General features: G+C 39.0%; 19 protein-coding genes and 1 pseudogene. 8 read left to right on the top strand and 12 right to left on the bottom strand.

The window, feature by feature from the left end:
• Positions 1–275: 275 nt before the first annotated feature.
• The 5 genes from parC to RFX69_RS11385 all read right to left on the bottom strand — a co-directional run bounded on the left by parC (position 276) and on the right by RFX69_RS11385 (position 6,872).
• Positions 276–2,495: a DNA topoisomerase IV subunit A gene (gene parC, locus RFX69_RS11405; RefSeq protein WP_000202259.1), complete on the bottom strand. Its 2,220-nt coding sequence runs from the start codon at positions 2,493–2,495 to the stop codon at positions 276–278.
• A 153-nt stretch (positions 2,496–2,648) separates the two neighbouring features.
• The gene (locus RFX69_RS11400; protein ID WP_000366681.1) at positions 2,649–3,968 is read right to left on the bottom strand and encodes an MFS transporter; all 1,320 of its coding nucleotides are present in this window, start codon (positions 3,966–3,968) and stop codon (positions 2,649–2,651) included.
• A gap of 82 nt (positions 3,969–4,050) precedes the next feature.
• A complete protein-coding gene (locus tag RFX69_RS11395) occupies positions 4,051–4,695 on the bottom strand; it encodes a trimeric intracellular cation channel family protein (protein ID WP_000927792.1) in 645 nt (214 codons plus the stop codon).
• Positions 4,696–4,740: 45 nt separating this feature from the next.
• Positions 4,741–5,208 (bottom strand): YchJ family protein, encoded by a 468-nt coding sequence (locus RFX69_RS11390; RefSeq protein ID WP_000193996.1) that lies wholly within the window; start codon positions 5,206–5,208, stop codon positions 4,741–4,743.
• Between the two features lie 71 nt (positions 5,209–5,279).
• Positions 5,280–6,872 carry a TerC family protein gene (locus RFX69_RS11385; RefSeq protein ID WP_000575778.1) on the bottom strand — a complete coding sequence of 531 codons (1,593 nt, stop codon included), beginning with the start codon at positions 6,870–6,872 and terminating at the stop codon, positions 5,280–5,282.
• Between the two features lie 326 nt (positions 6,873–7,198).
• Between RFX69_RS11385 and RFX69_RS11380 the strand changes: the two genes are divergently transcribed.
• The 4 genes from RFX69_RS11380 (at position 7,199) to dinB (ending at position 11,317) form a co-directional block, all read left to right on the top strand.
• Positions 7,199–7,822, top strand: coding sequence for a TIGR00730 family Rossman fold protein (locus RFX69_RS11380; RefSeq protein ID WP_001089658.1), 624 nt, complete (start codon positions 7,199–7,201; stop codon positions 7,820–7,822).
• 210 nt (positions 7,823–8,032) lie between these two features.
• A complete protein-coding gene (gene mdtD, locus RFX69_RS11375; protein WP_032027027.1) occupies positions 8,033–9,424 on the top strand; it encodes a multidrug transporter subunit MdtD in 1,392 nt (463 codons plus the stop codon).
• A 77-nt stretch (positions 9,425–9,501) separates the two neighbouring features.
• Complete coding sequence (locus RFX69_RS11370; protein WP_000163502.1) at positions 9,502–10,260, top strand: GH25 family lysozyme; 759 nt, start codon at positions 9,502–9,504, stop codon at positions 10,258–10,260.
• Between the two features lies 1 nt (position 10,261).
• Positions 10,262–11,317, top strand: a complete 1,056-nt coding sequence (gene dinB / locus RFX69_RS11365) for a DNA polymerase IV (RefSeq protein WP_001226142.1) — start codon at positions 10,262–10,264, stop codon at positions 11,315–11,317.
• 58 nt (positions 11,318–11,375) lie between these two features.
• Here the strand turns inward: dinB and RFX69_RS11360 are convergent.
• A pseudogene (locus tag RFX69_RS11360) lies at positions 11,376–11,438 on the bottom strand (hypothetical protein); the annotation flags it as partial.
• 199 nt (positions 11,439–11,637) lie between these two features.
• Here RFX69_RS11360 and RFX69_RS11355 point away from each other — a divergent pair.
• The gene (locus RFX69_RS11355; protein ID WP_000216805.1) at positions 11,638–11,991 is read left to right on the top strand and encodes a RidA family protein; all 354 of its coding nucleotides are present in this window, start codon (positions 11,638–11,640) and stop codon (positions 11,989–11,991) included.
• Between the two features lie 146 nt (positions 11,992–12,137).
• On the opposite strand, the gene RFX69_RS11350 is transcribed toward RFX69_RS11355, so the two are convergent.
• The 4 genes from RFX69_RS11350 to RFX69_RS11335 form a co-directional block, all read right to left on the bottom strand.
• Positions 12,138–12,638 (bottom strand): DUF2726 domain-containing protein, encoded by a 501-nt coding sequence (locus tag RFX69_RS11350; protein WP_000291529.1) that lies wholly within the window; start codon positions 12,636–12,638, stop codon positions 12,138–12,140.
• A gap of 313 nt (positions 12,639–12,951) precedes the next feature.
• Positions 12,952–15,330, bottom strand: a complete 2,379-nt coding sequence (locus tag RFX69_RS11345) for a YgiQ family radical SAM protein (RefSeq protein ID WP_271056307.1) — start codon at positions 15,328–15,330, stop codon at positions 12,952–12,954.
• A 214-nt stretch (positions 15,331–15,544) separates the two neighbouring features.
• The gene (locus RFX69_RS11340; protein ID WP_289332852.1) at positions 15,545–16,804 is read right to left on the bottom strand and encodes an esterase-like activity of phytase family protein; all 1,260 of its coding nucleotides are present in this window, start codon (positions 16,802–16,804) and stop codon (positions 15,545–15,547) included.
• Positions 16,805–16,951: 147 nt separating this feature from the next.
• A complete protein-coding gene (locus RFX69_RS11335; protein WP_000350996.1) occupies positions 16,952–17,356 on the bottom strand; it encodes a helix-turn-helix domain-containing protein in 405 nt (134 codons plus the stop codon).
• An 81-nt stretch (positions 17,357–17,437) separates the two neighbouring features.
• Between RFX69_RS11335 and RFX69_RS11330 the strand changes: the two genes are divergently transcribed.
• The 3 genes from RFX69_RS11330 (at position 17,438) to RFX69_RS11320 (ending at position 19,423) form a co-directional block, all read left to right on the top strand.
• On the top strand, positions 17,438–17,923 hold the full coding sequence (locus RFX69_RS11330) for a DUF2938 domain-containing protein (protein ID WP_271056309.1): 486 nt from the start codon (positions 17,438–17,440) through the stop codon (positions 17,921–17,923).
• 16 nt (positions 17,924–17,939) lie between these two features.
• Positions 17,940–18,506 carry a flavodoxin family protein gene (locus RFX69_RS11325; protein ID WP_289332851.1) on the top strand — a complete coding sequence of 189 codons (567 nt, stop codon included), beginning with the start codon at positions 17,940–17,942 and terminating at the stop codon, positions 18,504–18,506.
• 308 nt (positions 18,507–18,814) lie between these two features.
• Positions 18,815–19,423 (top strand): lytic transglycosylase domain-containing protein, encoded by a 609-nt coding sequence (locus RFX69_RS11320; RefSeq protein ID WP_100228821.1) that lies wholly within the window; start codon positions 18,815–18,817, stop codon positions 19,421–19,423.
• A gap of 55 nt (positions 19,424–19,478) precedes the next feature.
• Here the strand turns inward: RFX69_RS11320 and cysK are convergent, their stop codons facing one another.
• Positions 19,479–20,477 carry a cysteine synthase A gene (gene cysK / locus RFX69_RS11315; protein WP_000102359.1) on the bottom strand — a complete coding sequence of 333 codons (999 nt, stop codon included), beginning with the start codon at positions 20,475–20,477 and terminating at the stop codon, positions 19,479–19,481.
• Positions 20,478–20,684: 207 nt separating this feature from the next.
• On the bottom strand, positions 20,685–21,227 hold the full coding sequence (locus RFX69_RS11310) for a GNAT family N-acetyltransferase (RefSeq protein WP_261490745.1): 543 nt from the start codon (positions 21,225–21,227) through the stop codon (positions 20,685–20,687).
• Positions 21,228–21,345: the final 118 nt, after the last annotated feature.

Here is a 21,345-nt window from a genome sequence, read left to right as displayed (position 1 = left end):
AATCCTTAGTAATAACTGTTATTCAATGCCCCAGCTATTCTTTAGCTTCTTGGTGCCAGAACATATTTAAAACTTATTGGCACATTCATGACACTTTCGAACAAGATTATGAGACAGAAGTTTTGACAATTTAAGCCTGCCAAATTTTTTGCATGGAGTACAAATTACGTACTCCAAATTGCTGCCCTTTTAATCATTATTCAATACCAACAAGTTCAGTTCATTGCTTGAACATGTTGCCATATATAGCGTATTTATGTTGCCAGACGCTAGCTTTATCTCTGAATCAACAGTTTATTTGCTTTTTGATATCCACGTGGTAAGAGCTGACCTTTCGAAGCACGTTTACCCATGTATTTTTGTAGATCATCACCTTTTAATTTGAGATGTTGTTGACCTGCAACCACCTGAATTATTTCATCTAAGTTCAGGGTTGTCATGGATAAAATTTGCTCTTTGCCTTCAAGTTGTATCAACTTATTACCTTTACCTTTATTTAAATTTGGTAGTTCTGCCAAATCTAAAATTAACAAACGCCCTGCTGAGCTCAGTACAGCCAAATGCGTCATGTTTTGGGCAGAAATGAGTGGTAAAGCCTTTGCCTTATCCGGAACCGTTAAGAATGTCTTACCGGCTTTCGCATTGGTATCTAATTGCTTGGTTTGCGTTTTAAAACCATAACCTGCCGAACTTGCAGCAATCAATTCAGACTCATCATCATCTAAATAAACCTGAATAAACGATACGCCACTTGCTGGTGATAATTTAGAACTTAATGGATCCCCCAAGCCTCTCGCTGAAGGTAAGTTACTAATTGGCAAGGCATAGCTGCGCCCTGTTTCATCAAGGAAGTAAACTCGCTGATTGGTTTTCCCGACAGCATGACTTAAATATTGGTCCCCAGCACGGTAGTTCAGATTTTCAGCATCCACATCCGCACCTTTTGCCGCACGAACCCAGCCTGCTTCAGACAAAACGACTGTTACCGTTTCAGCAGGCATTAAATCCTGTTCTTTAATTTGAACCGCTTCAGCACGTGCAACAATTGGAGACCGGCGCTCATCACCGAACTTCTTCGCGTCTTCTTTTAATTCGCCAATAATCAAATTTTTTAAAGATTCAGGATTTTCGAGTTGTTCACGAATAATGGCAGCTTTCGCGGAAAGCTCATCTTGTTCATGACGAATTTCCATCTCTTCAAGCTTGGCCAAATGACGTAATTTAAGCTCTAAAATCGCTTCGGCCTGTATCTCATCAATATTGAAGTGTTCCATCAAGACTGGCTTAGGCTGGTCTTCTTCACGAATAATACGAATGACTGTATCAATATCGAGATAAGCAATTAAAAGACCTGCCAAAATATGCAGGCGCTTTTCAATACGGTTTAAATGGTACTGTAAACGACGAGTTACCGTTTTTTTACGGATCTCGATCCATTCAAGCAAAATACGACGAATTGATTTCACCTGAGGACGGCCATCTTCGCCAATCATGTTTAAATTGACACGATAGCTTGATTCTAAATCAGTGGTCGCAAATAAGTGGCTCATCACTGCTTCCGCATCAATACGGTTAGAGCGCAGTACAATCACGAGTCGTGTCGGGTTTTCATGATCCGATTCATCACGCACGTCGACAACTAATGGTAGCTTTTTAGCCTGCATCTGGTCAGCAATTTGAGTAATTACCTTAGAACCAGAGACTTGATATGGCAGCTCAGTAATTACGATTTCATTTTTCTCAATGGTATATACCGCTCGCATACGGTAACTACCACGACCAGTGGTCTGGATTTTGAGTAATTCTTCAGGCGGGGTAATAATTTCAGCTTTGGTTGGTAAATCCGGAGCTGGAATATATTCAGCTAATTTTTCGTCCGAGGTTTGCGGATTACGGATTAAAGCAATTGTGCCTTTTACAACTTCACGCAAATTATGTGGCGGGATATCAGTTGCCATCCCGACAGCAATACCTGTCGTACCATTAAGAAGAATATTAGGTACACGTGCAGGTAAAGTGATCGGTTCTTTTAAAGAACCATCAAAGTTATCTTGCCATTCGCTAGTGCCCTGACCTAATTCGCTCAGCAATAATTCACTATAAGCCGAGAGTTTGGCTTCGGTATAACGCATCGCAGCAAAAGATTTAGGGTCATCTGGTGAACCCCAGTTCCCCTGACCTTCGATTAAAGGATAGCGGTAACTAAATGGCTGAGCCATGAGTACCATGGCTTCATAACATGCCGAGTCACCATGTGGGTGGTATTTACCAAGTACATCACCCACTGTACGCGCTGATTTTTTTGGCTTGCCACTGCTTTTTAAGCCTAGCTCGCTCATAGCATAGACAATACGGCGCTGTACGGGCTTTAAGCCATCACTGATATGCGGCAATGCACGGTCCATAATGACGTACATGGCATAATTCAAGTAAGCCTGTTCAGTAAATTCGGCTACAGAGCGGTTTTCTGTCGCATGATGCGCAAGGCTGGTCATAGTCAGCTTATCTTCCAAATCAGTCGTTATTTTAAGTGTGTATTATGCTAAGTGGGCTATGTTACAGACACAAGGGGGACTCTGTCACCTGAGCGTCAAATTGTGTCTTATCTCTCTATATTTTTAGTTACTTGCTATAAAGTTAGGCAAAAACTATAGCCCAATCGACTCTAGTCTTTTACCTTGAGTCTCTTCACCTAATATCAAAATCACTAAAGCTACGGCAAGTAAAACCACAGTAAACATCATAAAAACGTGATTAAAGCCGTTTTTAGCAACCATCATATGTGTCACGACCATTGGCGCGACAATTCCACCGATACGCCCCATTGCCGATGCCCAGCCTGACCCGAAAGCCCGAATATTGGCCGGATATTGTTCTGGTGTATAGGTATATAACACTCCCCATGCACCCAAATTAAAGAATGACATGAGACAGCCCCAGAACATAATGCTATTTACACTGTCGGCTTGTCCAAAGAAATATGCCGACAAAGCACAAAAACCGATAAATGCGGCAAGTGTAATTTTTCGACCTAAACGCTCGACAAACCAAGCAGCCGCCAAGTAGCCCGGTAACTGCGCCAAAATCATAAGCAATACATATTCAAATGATTTGACAATGTCATAGCCTTGTTTCACCAATAAACTCGGCAACCACGTAAAGATGCCGTAATAGGAATACACAATGCCAAACCAGATTAGCCAGAGCATTAAACTTCTACGAGCAAATTGACCACTCCAGAGCTGTTTAAATGAAACTTTTTGTCGCATCGCCACAGGCACGACTTCAATATGGTGAACAATTTGCACACATGCTTCGGCTTCTAGTTTTTGTACCAGTGCATGCGCTTCTTCAATACGACCACGGTTAATCAAATACGGTATCGACTCAGGAACTTTTTTCCAAATCACTAAAATATAAATAAGTGGAAGACCGCCTATAAGAAAGGCAATATGCCAACCAAATTTAGGAATAATAAAATAAGAAATGAGCGCAGCAACTAGCCAGCCTAATCCCCAAAAACTTTCAAGTAGAACGATAAATCTTCCACGAACATGAGCAGGCACATATTCACTGACCAGCGTGACTGCTACAGGTAATTGACCACCTAGCCCCAACCCAACAATAAACCGAAAAATTAATAGCCACTTTAGATCAGGGGCAAAAGCACATAACGCAGTCGCAATACTATAAATTGCCATTGTCATCGCAAATACAGTTTTACGGCCAAAACGATCTGCCAAGGCACCAGAACAAACTGCACCTATAGCCATGCCTACAAAGCCAATACTGACAATCCAACCACTTTCAGCAGGTGTTAATGACCAATCTTTAACAAGGGTTGTCATAATAAAAGCGATAATGCCGGTATCCATCGCATCAAACATCCAGCCTAAACCCACTACCCATAAAAGCGTGTAGTGAAATTTGCCAATTGGAAGATTTTGTATACGTGAAACCAGATCCATAGGATTAACTCTACTGGAAAGAATAAGTGGACAAGACCATATATAGAATTGTTATATCATGCCCACATGAAATTCTGCATGATTAATGTTCGTCGGTTGAAGAAGCCGACTCCGCATCATCATCTTTATAAATAAATTTAGGCATTTCCAAACCAAAATAAATGGCAATTAAACGAAGCGTAAAACCGAATACTAAGGTTGAAATAACGGTAAGTTCTAAACTCAAACCTAAGTCTAGACAGACCCAATAGCAAATGACTGCAACAAAAGAAATACTCGCATATAGCTCACGGCGGAAGACAAACGGGACGTCGTTACATAAGATGTCACGTAAAATACCACCCGAAACTCCTGTTAAAACGCCTGCTACCGCCGACACAACAAAGCCATGTCCCATCTGTAAGGCAATCTGACAACCAATGATCGTAAACCCAATTAGGCCTAAAGCATCGAGCACCAAAAAGATGTTATGTAAATGACGCATCCATTTAGCAATAACGATGGTAACAAATGCAGCACAACACGTTAAAACTAAATATTCAGGATGTTTTACCCACGTTAAAGGATAGTGTCCAAGTAGTACATCACGTACAGAGCCACCCCCCAAGGCCGTCACACAGGCAATTAGTACAACACCGAACCAGTCCATACTCCGTCGCCCAGCAGACAATGCACCAGTCATGGCTTCGGCAGTAATCGCAATAATATAAATAACGGTGAGTAACATTGCCCTTTCCCTCAGGCCAAACGGTGGGCGTATTTTAAGATAAAGTTATAGGAATTGTGCACAGCATTGCTTAAATTTTTTTCCTGAACCACATATACAAGGCTGTTTCATGGTGACCTGCATATCGACCGTCGGATCAAGGAAAAACCATTGTTGCTGATGAAATACAAAATGTGAAACTTCATGATGAATTTGAGCGCTTTTACCATCATGATAATGGGCCTTGAACTCCACCTGTGCATGGGTTTTATCTAATTTTTCGTTGGCGTTAACCACCTCTAAACCCAACCATTGATTTTGTTTGCTCCATTCCGCAATAGCCTCTTTATCAAGAGCAGTTTGCTGTCCTAAAGCCGTCGTTTGCACAATATAATCAATTTGCTGCAATGCAAATGCACTATAACGTGAACGCATAAGCTGCTCTGCCGTGAGTGCTTTTGCTGTGCCTAAATGTAAAGGTTCACAACATTCTGCATAGCTGCCTTTTCCGCATGGACAAGTTTGTTGGGTCATTTGGTACTTCTCAAATAAAAAATAGCTCAAAGTTGAGCTATTTTATGATGTTTCTAAATCTGACACGCAATTTAATCTTTCGATTCATCCTGTTCGATAGAAACAATATGAACTTTCTCGATTTTATGGCCTTCCATGGTTACAACTTCAAAACGATAACCATCCGCTTCAACAGTTTCACCATTTTCAGGTAAACGGCCTAAATGGAATAACAAATAACCCGATAAAGTAGAATATTGTTCACTTTCATCAACTAAGTCACGACCAAGTAAAAGCGATACATGGCGAATATCGGTTGAACCCTCAAGTATTAACGAACCGTCTTCTAAACTTTCTGCTGCTGCATCTAGTTCGTCTTCATCAGGGAACTCACCCGCAATTGCTTCTAAAATATCAATTGGTGTGGCAATACCTTCAATTGAACCATATTCATTTAGAACAATCGCCATTTGTAAAGGAGCCTGACGTAATTGCTCCATCACCATAAGCACTTGAGCATTTTCATGCACAATAACTGGCTCACGTAAGTGCTTTTGAAAATCAATAACGCCTGTTTCAATAAAGCCATTTAAAACTTTATGTGTAAGCGCAATACCTTCAATATTATCAAGTTCACCACGAGCAACAATTAAACGTGAATGTGTCATCGACATTAAACGTTCTTTTAAAACTTCTGGTTCTTCGTCTAAATCAATCCATTCAAGCTCAGGTCTTGGTGTCATCACTGACTTTACTGGACGTTCAGATAAACCAAGTACACCTTGTACAAGCACACTATGGTAAGCGCCATTTTCTTCATCAAAGACTTCATCAGCAAAAGCTTGAGTTGCCAATACATCTTCTTTATCAGCCGTTTGAGCGTCTGAAGTAGAACCGCTATTTTTACTGCCTAACATACGTAAAACCGCAGAAGCTGTGCGATAACGTAAATCTGTAGTAGTCACTAGCTTCTCTTGGTTGCGACGCATGGTTTGGTTGATCATTTCGACTAAAATCGAGAAACCAATCGCAGCATATAAATAACCCTTCGGAATATGGAAACCAAAACCTTCCACCACCAAAGAGAAACCAATCATCATCAAGAAGCCAAGACATAGAATAACCACTGTTGGGTGTTTATTGACAAAGTCCATGAGGGGTCTTGAAGCCCACAGCATAATACCCACAGCAATCACAACAGCAACCATCATGACTGACAGCTCTTTCACCATACCTACAGCAGTAATTACGCTGTCTAATGAGAATACGGCATCAAGCACAACAATCTGAACGATGACCATCCAGAACGCAGCATGAACAGGATTATCTTCTTTATGAAGTTGTTTACCTTCCATCCGCTCATGCAATTCCATAGTGCCTTTAAAGAGCAAGAACACACCACCGAACAATAAAATCAAATCGCGGCCAGAGAATGGATGGCTAAAAATATGGAAAAGTGGTTGGGTGAGTGTCACGACCCAAGCAATTGAAGCTAAGAGGATAAGACGCATTCCCAAAGCGAGTATTAAACCCACTATACGTGCCTTAGTACGTTGTTCTGGTGGCAACTTTTCAGCCAAAATGGCAATAAAGACGAGGTTATCGATCCCTAGTACGATTTCAAGAACAATTAATGTCGCTAGGCCTACCCAAGCAGACGGATCAGACATCCATTCAAAGATCATTGATCCTGCTCCTGTGCTGGGTGGATTTTATCTTTATTGGGCAACGCAAAAGGCATGCCTAGACAAAGGGGGAATAATGTTTTTTTAGGACAAGAAATAAAAACGGAGCGACTACAACCACTACCCATATTTGTTCATATGTTGTTAAACGAATTTTCAGTATAGGCAAGATTTAACATAAATTCATCATTTTTATTTGATCATTATATGTATTCACCAAACCCATACAAAACATGAATCTTTCCTATAAAACTGCTTATAAAGTTGTCATATTTTTTGCTTAGTGTAGACAAGAAATATGAACGTGATAAGGTGAAAATAAAGCAATGAATAGCGTATTAACAATGGCAGTAAATGATTCACCAATAACATCTGTAAAAACAACACAACCTCTTATTGCATTATATTGTGGCTCACGAGCAGGAAATAACCCGATTTATCGCGAAAAGGCAATTGAGTTAGCCAGCGGAATTGCTGAACAAGGTTTTGGTTTGGTCTACGGCGGTGCCAGTATTGGTTTAATGGGACAAGTCGCAGAAAGTGTACTTGCACATGGTGGAGAAGCTGTAGGGGTCATTCCTGAATTTATGCTTGATTATGAAGTGGCGCATGCAGGACTGACCGAGTTGCATGTAGTAGAAACCATGCATGAGCGTAAAGCCATGATGGCAGAGCGCGCGAGTGCTTTTATTGCGCTACCTGGCGGTTTAGGTACATTCGAAGAAATTTTGGAAATTGCGACTTGGGGTCAACTCAATCAGCATCAAAAACCTATGATTTTATATAACGTAAATGGTTTTTATAATGCATTAATTGCTCAATTAGACCATGCTGTACAAGAAGGCTTCCTTCCTCTTCAGCATCGAGCTAAATTAATTGTATGTGAAGAAATCGACCAAATTTATAACGTCATTAAAAACTTAAAAATGCCAAAGAGATTTGTTGTTTAAGCTCTCTACTTCAAAAAAAAAGGCGGATTCTTCCGCTTTTTTTCATTTTATCTATCTATACTCATTTTATAATCATTCACTTGAAAGTCCGGTTATATAGTTGCTCTAAATAATAGAAGTTAAACTTACAAAGCGTTTATTCAACATTGACTTACTTTTTTTAAATTCAATTTGTTTTACACTAGGCGAAAACGTTAATTTTCAAATGTTATGAATGCCACGCCAACCCATCAAGCCTTGCAACCCGAATATCGCCTATTGGTTCTTTTGGTTTCCATTGGCTTTTTTATGCAGGCATTAGATACAACAATTGTAAATACTGCCATTCCTGCAATGGCACATCATTTAAATGAAGATCCATTACGTATGCATAGCGTAGTGGTGGCTTATGTTTTATCTGTAGCGGCCTGTATTCCTTTAAGTGGATGGTTGGCCGACCGCTTTGGTGTTAGAAATACGTTTTTATCAGCAATCATTATTTTCACACTTGCTTCCTTAGGCTGTGGCCTTTCTCAAAGCCTAAATCAGCTTTTATTTTTCCGTGTCATTCAGGGTATTGGGGGGGCGTTATTACTCCCTGTTGGTCGTTTATCACTTTTAAAAATTATTCCCCGAACTCAGTTTTTAGCTGCCATGAGCCTTATGAGTCTGGCAGGTTTACTTGGTCCTTTGGCAGGTCCAACACTCGGTGGTTGGCTCGTTGAAGTTGCAACGTGGCATTGGATCTTTCTTATTAATATTCCAATGGGAGTATTGGGCATATTAATGACATTAAAGGTCATGCCAAATGTAAAAGAGCCTACCGTTAAAACATTTGACCTTATTGGGTTTGTGCTCTTAGTCGTCGCAATGATTGGCTGGTCTTTGGGTATTGAACATCTTGCCTCACCTGAATATTCCAAATGGTTTAGTATTTCTTTATTAGTGGTCGGGGTAGTCGCAACCCTTTGGTATGCCTACCATTCACATACCCATCAAAATGCATTGTTCCGCAGCCGACTCTTTAGAAACAAGATTTACGCGATTGGTATTTTAGGTAATTTCTTTGCCCGCTTTGGTGGTAATGCCTTACCTTTTGTTTTACCGCTCATGCTACAGGTCGCTTTTGGCTTTGAGCCATTCATTGCGGGATTAATGATGATTCCGCTAGTGTTAGGGTCGCTTTTCTCCAAACCGATTGTTAGACCGATTATTCAGAAAATGGGTTATCGCCGCTTTCTGTTAATTAACACAACTTTAGTTGGGCTATGTATTGCCTCTTTTGCAATCATGACAGTCGACACTCCAACTTGGTTTAGAGCCGTACACTTCTTCTTATTTGGCACATTAAACTCATTACAATTTGTGGGAATGAATACGCTCACCTTAAAAGATTTGCCTCAACAAGATGCAAGTAGCGGTAATAGTTTCTTATCAATGATTATGATGCTTTCAATGAGTATTGGTGTTGCACTGGCAGGTACACTCATTAATATATTTACCGATTACTATGGTACAGCACATGTGACAACTGCCTTCCATGTCACCCTGATTTGTTTAGGTTGTATTAATATCATTACCGCACTGATCTTTTGGCAAATTCCCAAAAATACGCCTGTGTAAGCAGTTGCATTTTTAGCGTGGTTTCTCGCTCGCGAATCACGCTATGATGTGAACTTCATATTAATACTGAGTTTTGCATGACCAAGCTGGCAAAAACCTTTTCTGCACCACGCTACAATACCCTCATTGGGATTGTTTTAGCTTGTGTTATGGGGGTTCTCACTTACTTCGGTCTGTTCTACCAACAAAAAGCTATTGCTCAAGATTACCCAGTTCAAGGCTTTGATGTCTCTCACCATCAAGAAAATATCAACTGGAAAAAAATATCACCCCAAAAATTCCAGTTCGTCTATTTAAAAGCGACTGAAGGCGGTGATTATAAAGATCCAAAATTTCAAGAAAACTGGTTAAAAGCACGCGAACATGGCTTTCATGTCGGGGCTTATCATTTTTATCGTTTATGTCGTGATGGTAAAACACAAGCTGAAAATTTTATTGCAACTGTACCTAACAAAGCTGATGCCCTTCCTCCCGTTATTGATCTGGAATATGACAACAACTGTATTAATTCCCATACCAAAGAACAATTACTTAAAGAAATAGGCATCATGCATGACAGCTTAAAGCATCATTATGGTAAACAGCCTATCTTTTATATTTCCAAAACTTTTTACCACATTGTATTAATAGGTAGTTTCCCTAATACACCACTTTGGGTCAGAGATTACGAAGGGAAACCTGAGCTGAAAGACAAAAGAAAATGGCTCTTTTGGCAGCATAGTAATCAAGGTAAAATTGAAGGCATGACAAAGCCAGTAGACTTAAATGTTTACGAGGGTTCAGTCAAAGAATGGCATCAATTTTTACAGCAGCAAGGCATCGTGAAAGCACAATAATATGCGCAAAATCATTCATATCGATATGGATGCCTTTTATGCATCGGTCGAATTGCGAGAGCGTCCTGATCTAAGGCATCTCCCAGTAGTTATTTCATCGCATCACCCACGCGCCGTAATTGCAGCTGCTTCTTATCCTGCTCGTGAGTTTGGTTTACGCTCTGCCATGTCCATGAGCCAAGCAAGAAAACTATGCCCTCAAGTTGTTATTATTGAGCCGAATTTCGAAAAATATCGTGCCATCTCGGCTCAAATTCATAGTATTTTTCAACAATACACTACTCTTATTGAGCCTTTATCTTTAGATGAAGCCTATCTTGATGTCACTGAAAATTTAAAACAAATCGCGAGTGCGACCGAAGTGGCCATGCATATTCGGGAAGATATTTTCAGGCAAACCGGACTGACAGCCTCGGCTGGTGTAGCACCTAATAAATTCTTGGCAAAAGTTGCGTCCGACTGGAATAAACCGAATGGCCTGTTTGTTATAAAACCTTCTCAAGTAGCCAGTTTTATTCAGGACTTACCCTTAAAAAAAATTCCAGGAGTAGGCAAAGTTACCCAAGAAAAGCTCCAACAGCTTGAGTTGCATACGCTAGGTGACTTACAAAAAATTGAAGAAGCTGTTTTAGTTCACCACTTTGGTAAATATGGCCAACAGCTTTATTTATACGCTCAAGGTATCGACAACCGGCCCGTTCAAGCTGAACGTGCCCGACAGCAAATTTCAAAAGAAACCACATTTGATAGTGACTTTACTTTAGCTCAGTGCCAACCCTACTGGCATGGTCTAGCCGAAAAAGTCTGGCAAAGTTTAGAGAAAAAGCAACTGAATGCCCGAGGCGTAAATATTAAGCTCAAACTTAAGAATTTCCAGACTTTGCAACACAGTAAAAGTTTTAAAAACCCAATTCATTCTCAACAAGACCTGATTCAAGTATTATTCTTACTTTTAAATGAGATGCATATTCCCGAAAACTTCCAATTTCGGCTCATTGGTATTGGAGTTTATCAATTACAAACTAAAGCTGACGACTTTCAGTTGTCCTTATGGTAAGTGTTGTTTTTTTATACAAAAGAACAAGTTTTAAACAAAAACAGTTCCCTTTTGCTTAAAGTTTGAAGTAATCTAATCAGCGCATATTCATTACCCATGTATTTGCAACATGCCAAAGCAACCTTTACTTTCGGCATATCGTCCTGTGATTGGCGTGACGACCAAATCCGAATATTACAGGGCACTTAAAGTACATGGAGCTTGCCCGTTCTTATAAATCACAACAATAATCTACTGAAATTCTTTTGCACTTGCTTGCACCTGCCTACGAACTCTTCATAAAATCGAACTATTCAATAAAGACACTTTAGAGCATTTTTATGACGGTAAAACGCTTACACGTGACTTCAAGATATTGTGAAGTGGCGATTTCGGGTAATTTAGTCCATTTAGCAGGGCAGCTCGCTGATGACACCAGCGTGGATATTACGGCGCAAACTCAACAAACTTTGGACAATATTGATCGCTTACTTGCTGAAGCCGGAACTGACAAAAGTCATATCCTGTCTGTCATGATTTTTCTAAAGGATATTGATAAGGACTATGCAGCCATGAATACAGTATGGGATGCATGGATTAGCAAAGAGCATCCACCTGCTCGTACTTGTGTTGAATCTAAACTTTATGCACCTGATGTACTTGTAGAAATGACCGTTGTTGCGGTACTTCCTTAATTCTTATTAATTTTAATTAATAAAAAAACTGAGCAAGATCATGATCGATATTGCTCATTTTTTATACTTTTAAAGTTGATAATATCAGCATTTTTTAAAATCTTATTTAATGAGGCTTAAAATTAAATCACTGTAAGACCTAATTTTTAAGACTTTACAAAAGCATTTGAAATTCTTTCTAGCTGAGGCGTTACATGTAAAGTTGCCATCTCTGATTCAGGGGTCAATAAGTCTCTTCTTAACTCATGATAATCTGGCACAGTGCTGTAACTTAATACACGATAGCCCGCAAGCTGTAATAAACGGCGCTCATATTGTTGATGTGCTCGGCGTAAACCACTTTCTTCAAGCATAACCACTACAACAACCTGATAATTTTGATCAAGCACAACAAAGTCAGCTGTCATATTTTGATATTTGCGACGAGTGTGAGCATATTTCGTTGTTAATAATGCATCAAATGAAACATGAGCTAACACAGTAAATTTAGGCAATACTGTCTGTAAACGAGTTAATGTCATTTGTTCATGACTACTTAACACGGCACGGCGCTTTAAAGCACTGTCTTGTTGATGCTTTCTTGAGAGGCTTTTCGCCGCCATAACAACGGTCAAAAATAGTAATAAGATTGTAATTAAATAGTACATGGGTCCATCCTTTAAGTTTTTTATAATGATTTTGCTAGATCACGCTTTGTTTTAATTGATAACGACACAGCCGTTCTTTAAAAGGTTCACTTAGTAATTTCACTTGTAGTTATCAAGCTTGGCTTAAATTTAGCCACCCTCACATTATTTATAAACACAGACTCAGCAACAATCAAGTGCAGCTCGTCAGATTTTTAGGATTTATCATTTTTCATTACACTTTTTACATAAAAAATGTTCAGAAATCTCACCATATGATTTATCTACTCACTTTAAAAATAAAAAAGGCTCTTAAACAGAGCCTTTTTTATCGTTATCCACGAGCTTTTGATTTTGGTTTACTTTTACCACCAAATGGTCTCTTTTCACCTGTCTCACGAGGTGGTAGACCCGTATGTTGAGTCAGTACCTGCCCTTTTTGCGGTCGTTTATGCTGATTTTTATTTTGAACTGTTTGACCTGAACGCTTCACTGAATCGCCCGCAACAGACGAGTTCTTCTTACGTGCAGATTTATATTCTCCTTCCGCCCCTTTCGGTTGATAAGTTGGAATTAAATGTTGCTTTGAATTACCAATTAAATCAGCACGGCCCATTTCTTTAAGCGCTTCACGAAGTAATGGCCAGTTATTTGGATCATGGTAACGTAAGAATGCTTTGTGCAGACGACGGCGTTTTTCACCTTTTACAATGTCTACATTTTCAGTGTAACGCGCCACTTTTGCGAGTGGGTTTTTCCCTGAATAATACATGGTTGTCGCAGTTGCCATCGGTGATGGGTAGAACGTCTGTACCTGATCGGCACGGAAACCATTCTTCTTCAGCCAGATCGCAAGATGCATCATGTCATAATCAGAAGTACCTGGGTGTGCAGCAATAAAGTAAGGAATTAAATATTGCTCTTTTCCTGCTTCTTTACTAAAGCGATCAAACATTTGTTTGAAACGGTCATACGTACCAATACCCGGTTTCATCATCTTAGATAACGGGCCTTGTTCAGTATGCTCTGGTGCAATTTTTAAATAACCGCCAACGTGATGTTGTACTAGCTCTTTGACATATTCAGGGTTCAATACTGCAAGGTCATAACGTAATCCCGATCCAATCAGAATCTTCTTCACCCCTTTAATCGCACGTGCTTTACGATAAAGCTGTACTAAAGGTGCATGATCGGTATGCAAGTTTTGACAAACACCCGGATATACACAAGAAGGTTTACGACAGTTCTTCTCAATTTCAGGGTCTTTACAATGCAAACGGTACATGTTTGCTGTTGGACCACCTAAGTCTGAAATAATACCGGTGAAGTTCGGCGCTGTATCACGAATTTTCTCGATCTCACGTAAGATCGAATCTTCCGAACGGTTTTGGATAATACGGCCTTCATGTTCTGTAATCGAACAGAATGTACAACCACCAAAACAGCCACGCATAATATTGACCGAGAATTTGATCATATCAAATGCAGGGAAACGCGCATCTCCATATGCAGGATGCGGCAAACGTGCATATGGCAAATCAAATACATAATCCATTTCCTCTGTAGTTAGAGGAATTGGAGGTGGATTGATCCAGACATCACGCTCACCATGACGTTGAACCAAAGCACGTGCATTACCCGGGTTGGTTTCAAGGTGCAAAATACGGTTTGCATGTGCATAAAGCACTTGATCATTTGCCACTTCTTCAAAAGAAGGTAAACGAATTACAGCCAATTCTCGCGGAGGTAACTTGTGTTTAATTGCTTTTGACTGAGCAGGCTTTAGCTGAACAATCTGAGTATTTTCATCAAGTTGGTCGCCTTCACGTACAATCGGATTTGCAACAATTTCTTTTTGAAAACCTTGATACTGAGCTAGTGTGTTGCCTTTATCTTTCTCAATTTCACAACCATCAATATCTTCAGTCATGACATATGGGTTAATAATTGGGTCAACACGCCCAATCGTATCTACATCATTACTGGCAATTTCAACAAATTTTGCTTTAGCCGCTTTGTTATGTTTATTAATAATAAATGCTGTACCACGAACATCTGTAATTTCGTGGATTTTTTCACCTTTTGCCAAACGGTGCATCACATCAATAATGGCACGTTCACCATTACCATACATAAGCATATCGGCTTTTGAATCCATCAAAATTGAACGACGGACTTTGTCTGACCAATAATCATAGTGCGCAATACGACGTAAACTACCCTCAATACCACCTAATAGTACAGGTACATCTGGGAATGCTTCACGACAACGTTGGCAATAAACCGTTGCCGCACGGTCAGGACGTTTATTTGGTTCGTTATTAGGAGAATATGCATCATCCGAACGGATTTTACGATCTGCCGTATAGCGGTTGATCATCGAATCCATATTGCCCGCAGTCACTCCCCAAGCAATCGTTGGCTTACCCAATACACGGAAACTTTCAACATTGGTCCAGTCTGGCTGTGCAATAATACCGACACGGAAACCTTGCGCTTCCAATACCCGTCCAATCACACCCGATACAAATGATGGATGATCAATATAAGCATCGCCACAGACTAAAATAAAGTCACACGCATCCCAGCCGAGTTGGTCCATTTCTTCTCGTGACATCGGCAAAAATGGCGCTGGTTCAAAACACGACGCCCAATATTTGTCGTAATCAAACAACGCTTTTGGCGCAGTTTGCATAGTATAAGCGGTAGACATGGCTTGCGAATCTCGGCTAGCAGATGGAGGAGAGACATCTAAAGATGAAAGCCGATCATTTTAACATGAATTTCATTCATTTTCCTTGTTTATAAAACACGCGAAAACAACAATATAGAAATTAATTTGATTAAAGTTTACTCAATATTTTATTCTTAGATTAAATACGGCGGAATAAAATCCGCCGCAGATCGAACTCATTTATTTATATGAATTAGAAGAGAGCTTTTGGTAAACGAATCTGAATAATCTCGTTATCATCGGCCAACTTTGCATTACGTCCTGTCGACCCAGGGAAGTTATTATCATTGAAAACCGTCAGTGTTGTACCATTTTCAATAATTACATCTTCAATGGTTTCAAATGGGAAGGCAAAAACCTGTCCCGTACCAATATCCCCTGCTCTAGCTGTGCCATACAACATATTCGGGTTAGCAATTTTAATTAAATCGACTAAGTCTTCGCGGCTGACCAACTGGCCTGACTCATTTAATTTAATACGGATTAATTTTTTATAGCCGCCTAAATTATTCTGCGTGGCATCACGTTCAATAATGATCCCTTCTTTATCATTAAAGAGTTGGAAATCACCAATATTGGTAGCTTTACTGTCTAACTGGAACCAATAATATTTTCCTGTATACGCTTTTTTCTTAATATCGAATTGGGAAATCAACAGTTGTCTTTCTGTTTCCCGAATTAATTTAATTGGCTTTTCTATAAGCGGATAGAGATATTGTCCATCTGGTGAAATCGCCATTCCTTCAAAACCGCCACTTTGTTGAACAAGAGGTTCCACAAAATTAATTTGCGCTTTATTAAATTGATTTTGTGGTGAACGTAATTCTTGAGTTGGATTTAATGGATTTGGTAAAGGAATCGGAGCGTCTAAAAGTACACCATCTGCTGAGAAATGGAGTAAATATGGACCAAATTCATCTCCAATCCAGTAAGTCCCATCACTAGTACGCTGCATCGACTCTGGGTCAAAATCAGCACCCGTTAATAAACGCTCAGGCGTATTACCATTGATGATATTAAATGGAATTAATTTATTCGGATCACGCAGTTGGATAAAACTTTGTACAGTAACTTGACCGGTGCCTTTAGTTTTAGTTTTGAAATCAGGCTTTATTTTATAAATACGAAGTAAAAAGTCTGATGAATTATCTTTAGTCCCAAAACCGTTATCGGCCATTGCCATATAACTGCCATCTTCATTTTTTAATGCAGCAGAAAATCCCTGTACAGGTTGACCTTTAAACGGAGGATAAATTCCATTTGCACCTTTCACATATGCCCCTGAGTCTGGTCCAGCAGCATAAGTTTCTACAGGTAACTTAGCAAAAGAAATTAGAGTTGGTTCGGTAACGTTTTCAGTAGGTGAAGTTTGATCTTGATCGTTATCATCGTTACATGCCGTCAATCCTAAACTGGCACAGCATAATAATGCGATTAAAGTTTTTTTGCTCATGATTTTATACAGTTGGTAAAAAATTAAGCAAATTTAATCAAGCTTGTATGAAGTTTTTGCTTCAAAAATATGAAATCTTTATGGCGAAAATATGACAAGCCTATTGTTTAGCACCCAATAGAAAACTGAACTTGTTAGTAAAGCTAATTAAAGTTTTGTTGGCTGATATTCTCCAGCAATTGCTGCTTTTAAAAATTTTTGGAAAGTTGGACATTCCATATGATTTTCAGCAGGACATACAGCAGCGTGTTCTAATCCTTGGCTGATAAAATGCAATCGCTTTGCCATTTGCTCTAATTGTTCAGCTTTATCTTTTAGTTTTTGACGGTCAAGATCAGGCTTACCATCTTGCCTAAACATTGTGGCAATTTCATTTAAAGAAAATCCTGCAGCACGACCTAAAGCAATTAATGCCAGTTGATCAATTACTTGTTTGCCATATTGTCGACGTAAGCCTTGCCGCCCTATCGATTTAATTAGCCCTTTCTCTTCATAAAAACGTAGGGTAGCCGTTGTGACTTTTGCCTTCTTAGCGACTTCACCAATATCCATAATACCCTCTTGACTTCAAGTGAACTTTAACTTGCACAATAAATTTATCACGTTTCATATGTATAAAAGCAAGGTGTAAAAATGAATACATCCACTCTGTTCTTTCAAGCTTTATGTCTTGGTATTGGTGCAACCATCGTTATGGATATATGGCTGTTAATACTAAAAATATTTAAGATCCCGACTTTAAACTTTGCCTTTCTTGGACGTTGGGTGGGCTGGATATTTCAAGGAAAACTTGTCCATCATTCTATTGCTAAAAGTCCTCCAATGAAGGGGGAATATTTATTAGGCTGGATTGCTCACTATAGTGTCGGAATTATCTTTGCATTGAACTTTCTTTTAATCGTAGGTTCGACTTGGCTCGACCACCCTCAGTTTTACTCAGCACTACTGTTTGGTTTGGTCACCGTTCTCATTCCTTTTTTTATTATGCAACCAGCTATGGGTAGTGGTTTTGCCTCATCAAAAACACCTCACCCTTTTTTGAACTGTCTGAAAAGTTTGCTGAACCATAGTGTTTTTGGCTGTGGTTTATATCTCACTGCAAAACTATTTCAAATTTAAATAAAGGGAAATTTCCATGAAAACTGTTGCCATTATTTACCATAGTCGCCAAGGCCACACCCAATTTATTGCTCAGCAAATTCAAATTGGCGTCTTGAGCCATCACAATATTAAAGCAGATTTACTCAATGCCGAGGATCTTATCGAGCGTCCAGAAATTCTTATCCAATATGATGGATTAATTTGGGGATCTCCTACTTATTTAGGTGGTGTATCTTCCAAGTTAAAACAGCTCATGGATGCAACTGGACCATTATGGAAAAAACAAAGTTTTAAAGGGAAATTAGCAGCTGGGTTTACCGTTTCATCTCTTCCTGCTGGTGATAAACAATCCACACTAATTTCAATTTTTACTTTTTGCATGCAACACGGCATGTTATGGGTAGGTAACCCAATTCTACCAGAACAGCATCAAGGTGTTGCCTATACACAAGCAGCTAACCGACTCGGTTCATGGTCAGGTTTAATGGCTCAGGCTAAACATGCTAGTAATGCAGATGGTTTTGATGAAGGAGATATTAAAACTGCTCAACAATTTGGTGAAAATTTTGCATTGACCTTAAATGCTTATCAAGGGACTTAACTCCATAGTTGAAAAAGAACGTCTGTAAGTTAAAACGTACAAAATTTGGGGTCATTAACGGATATTCAACTTGAGTATTTTTTCATAACATATAAATCATAGAGAGACAGGAAGTCTCATTGAAGAAGAATAAGAACGCAGGAAGCGGTAGTTGACAGGAGTTAGCTACATAAAGCTGAATACGAAGAAACCTCGACAGGATTTCGGGGTTTTTTCATTTCAATAATACAAAAATCTTACTTTCTGGTTGGGCTGAGCAACAGAACTTATATTGATCCGATAAATACGGCTGAATACCATCATTTCATTTGAAATTTGATTATTGGTTTTGTATTTTGCTTATCTCATCTTTAGCTCAAGATCATTTTGCACCATCACAATTACAGCGCCTTAGTCTCAAATTTTTTATTATTGCGTTGATGACAATAATGACGGGATGTACAAGTTTAGGCCCTAATAGCGGTTCATTTTCTTGGCGCTCAAGTAAGCTTTCGTCTGGCTTACAAAAAGCTTATTCCGTTCCGCCAAGTACAGCAAATCGCCTATCTCCAATGATTATTCAAAGCGCTGATAGATATAATGTTCCACCGCTTTTATTGGCAGCCGTGATCAGGCAAGAGTCTAGCTATAATAGTAATGCTCGCTCTCCCACCGGGGCTATTGGGTTAACACAAATTATTCCCAGTTATTGGCAACAAACTTGTGCTGGTAACTTGTATGATGAATCTACCAACATCCAATGTGGTGCTTATATTTTAAATCATTACTATCAGACAGCAGATAGTTGGTTCAAAGCGACAGCATATTATAATGTTGGTCCAACAGGATATGAACGAAGTTTCTGGACACGTCACAAAGCAAAAAAATATGCTCGATCTGTGAAACGTCATCAGAAAACTTTAAAAAGTGCTTTATAAATTAAGATTAAATAAAAAAGCCCATTTATTCATGGGCTTTTTTATATGGTTAATTTTATTCGTCAAATAAACCTTCAAATAAAACAGAAGATAAATAGCGTTCCCCACTGTCTGGAAGAATAACAACAATTGTTTTACCTGCATTTTCAGGACGTTCTGCAATTTTAGCCGCTGCTGCCAATGCAGCACCACTTGAAATACCCACTAAAATACCTTCTTGGGTGGCACAATTTCTCGCCCATTGAATTGCTTCTTCACTACTCACTGGTATGACTTCATCAACCAGATCTAAATCAAGATTCTTTGGAATAAAGTTTGCTCCAATTCCCTGAATTTTATGCGGTGCGGGTGTAATGTTCTCACCATTTTTTGTTTGAGTAATAATTGGAGACTCAGCTGGTTCAACTGCTACTGAGTACAATGGCTTATTCTGAACTTGTTCAAAATAACGAGAGATACCCGTAATCGTACCTCCTGTACCTACACCAGCTACCAAGATATCAACTTGCCCACCTGTTGCTTGCCAGATTTCTGGTCCCGTCGTATCAACATGAATTTGTGGATTAGCTGGGTTTTCAAACTGTTGTGGCAAGAAATAAATTTCTGGCTGTTCAGTTGCTAATCGCACAGCTTCATCAACTGCACCTTTCATTCCCTTCGCTGGTTCTGTTAGGACTAAATTGGCACCGAGTGCTTTTAACACTTTTCTACGTTCAAGGCTCATACTTGCAGGCATAGTTAAAGTAATGGAATAACCTTTTGCCGCCGCTACGAACGCCAATGCAATACCAGTATTACCACTGGTTGGTTCAACAATATGCATGCCTTCTTTTAGCACACCACGTTTTTCCGCATCTGCAATAAGTGCCGCTCCAATACGGCATTTCACAGAAAAAGCTGGGTTACGACTTTCTACTTTGGCTAATACAGTTGCATCAGTTTTAATCAAACGATTAATACGTACTAAAGGAGTATTACCAATAGCTTCTGCATTATTTGAATAAACTGCGATACCTAAATTATTGGGTGTTGGGAATTGTGGATCAGTAGACATGTTATATCCTTATTAGATTTGGAATGATTCTGAATCATTATAGGCTTGTCAGTTAAACAGGAAAGTAGAAAAAGTGAAGTAAAATAAAAAATGGAATTTACATTAAAAATAAAAAGATATAAAAATATTAAAATCAAATACTTAAAAATATATAGTATCCAATCTAAAGTAAACTTTCGCTGCAGCATTAAAGCCCAGGCATAATTACTACCAAAGTTCACCTTCTCGCCAATCTGCACAAATAGTGTCCTCTTCTGAACTATTTGATAGCTGGTCTTTCATCTGAATATTTAAAGGATATAGCATAATTTCATACTCATCCGTTAGATAACTACAAGTGTTTTGTTTAATAGATAAATTTCCTTTCCAAACAGTCCATCCTAATTTTTCATAAAATGCTTCATCTTCTGGTTGTAATGCAGCAAGCTCATATTCCAGATGAGTTAATGTCTCTACTAAATATTTTAATAATTGTGATGCAATCCCCTTACCTCTCATCGTGTAATCAGTGGTCACATACTCTACATAAGCAGTTTTCACATCGGAACTACCATTTATGGTAAAAGCTCTATCCGTCCATAAGGCATGTGAGACAATTTGATTGTTTAATATACCGACGACATGAATAGCTTTTTGCATAAAAGCATATTGAGTCCAAGGATCTTCATCAAAAGCAGAAAAACATAACTCAGCAATCTGATGACGTTGATTTCTATCTAGATCTTGGGCTGCGATAATTTTGAACTGCATAGATGAAAACTCAATTTGAACTATTTATAGATTAAGCAAATATTGGAATATTATGAAATTATTCTTTATTCCATTATTTTAGTTTTAATAATTCTTCAAATAATTCTCTATTGATTGA

It is taken from the genome of Acinetobacter sp. 148 (assembly GCF_031196675.1).
Classification (GTDB): domain Bacteria; phylum Pseudomonadota; class Gammaproteobacteria; order Pseudomonadales; family Moraxellaceae; genus Acinetobacter; species Acinetobacter baumannii.
The sequence above is the reverse complement of the archived record's forward strand: the minus strand, read 5'-3'. Positions and strand labels throughout refer to the sequence as shown.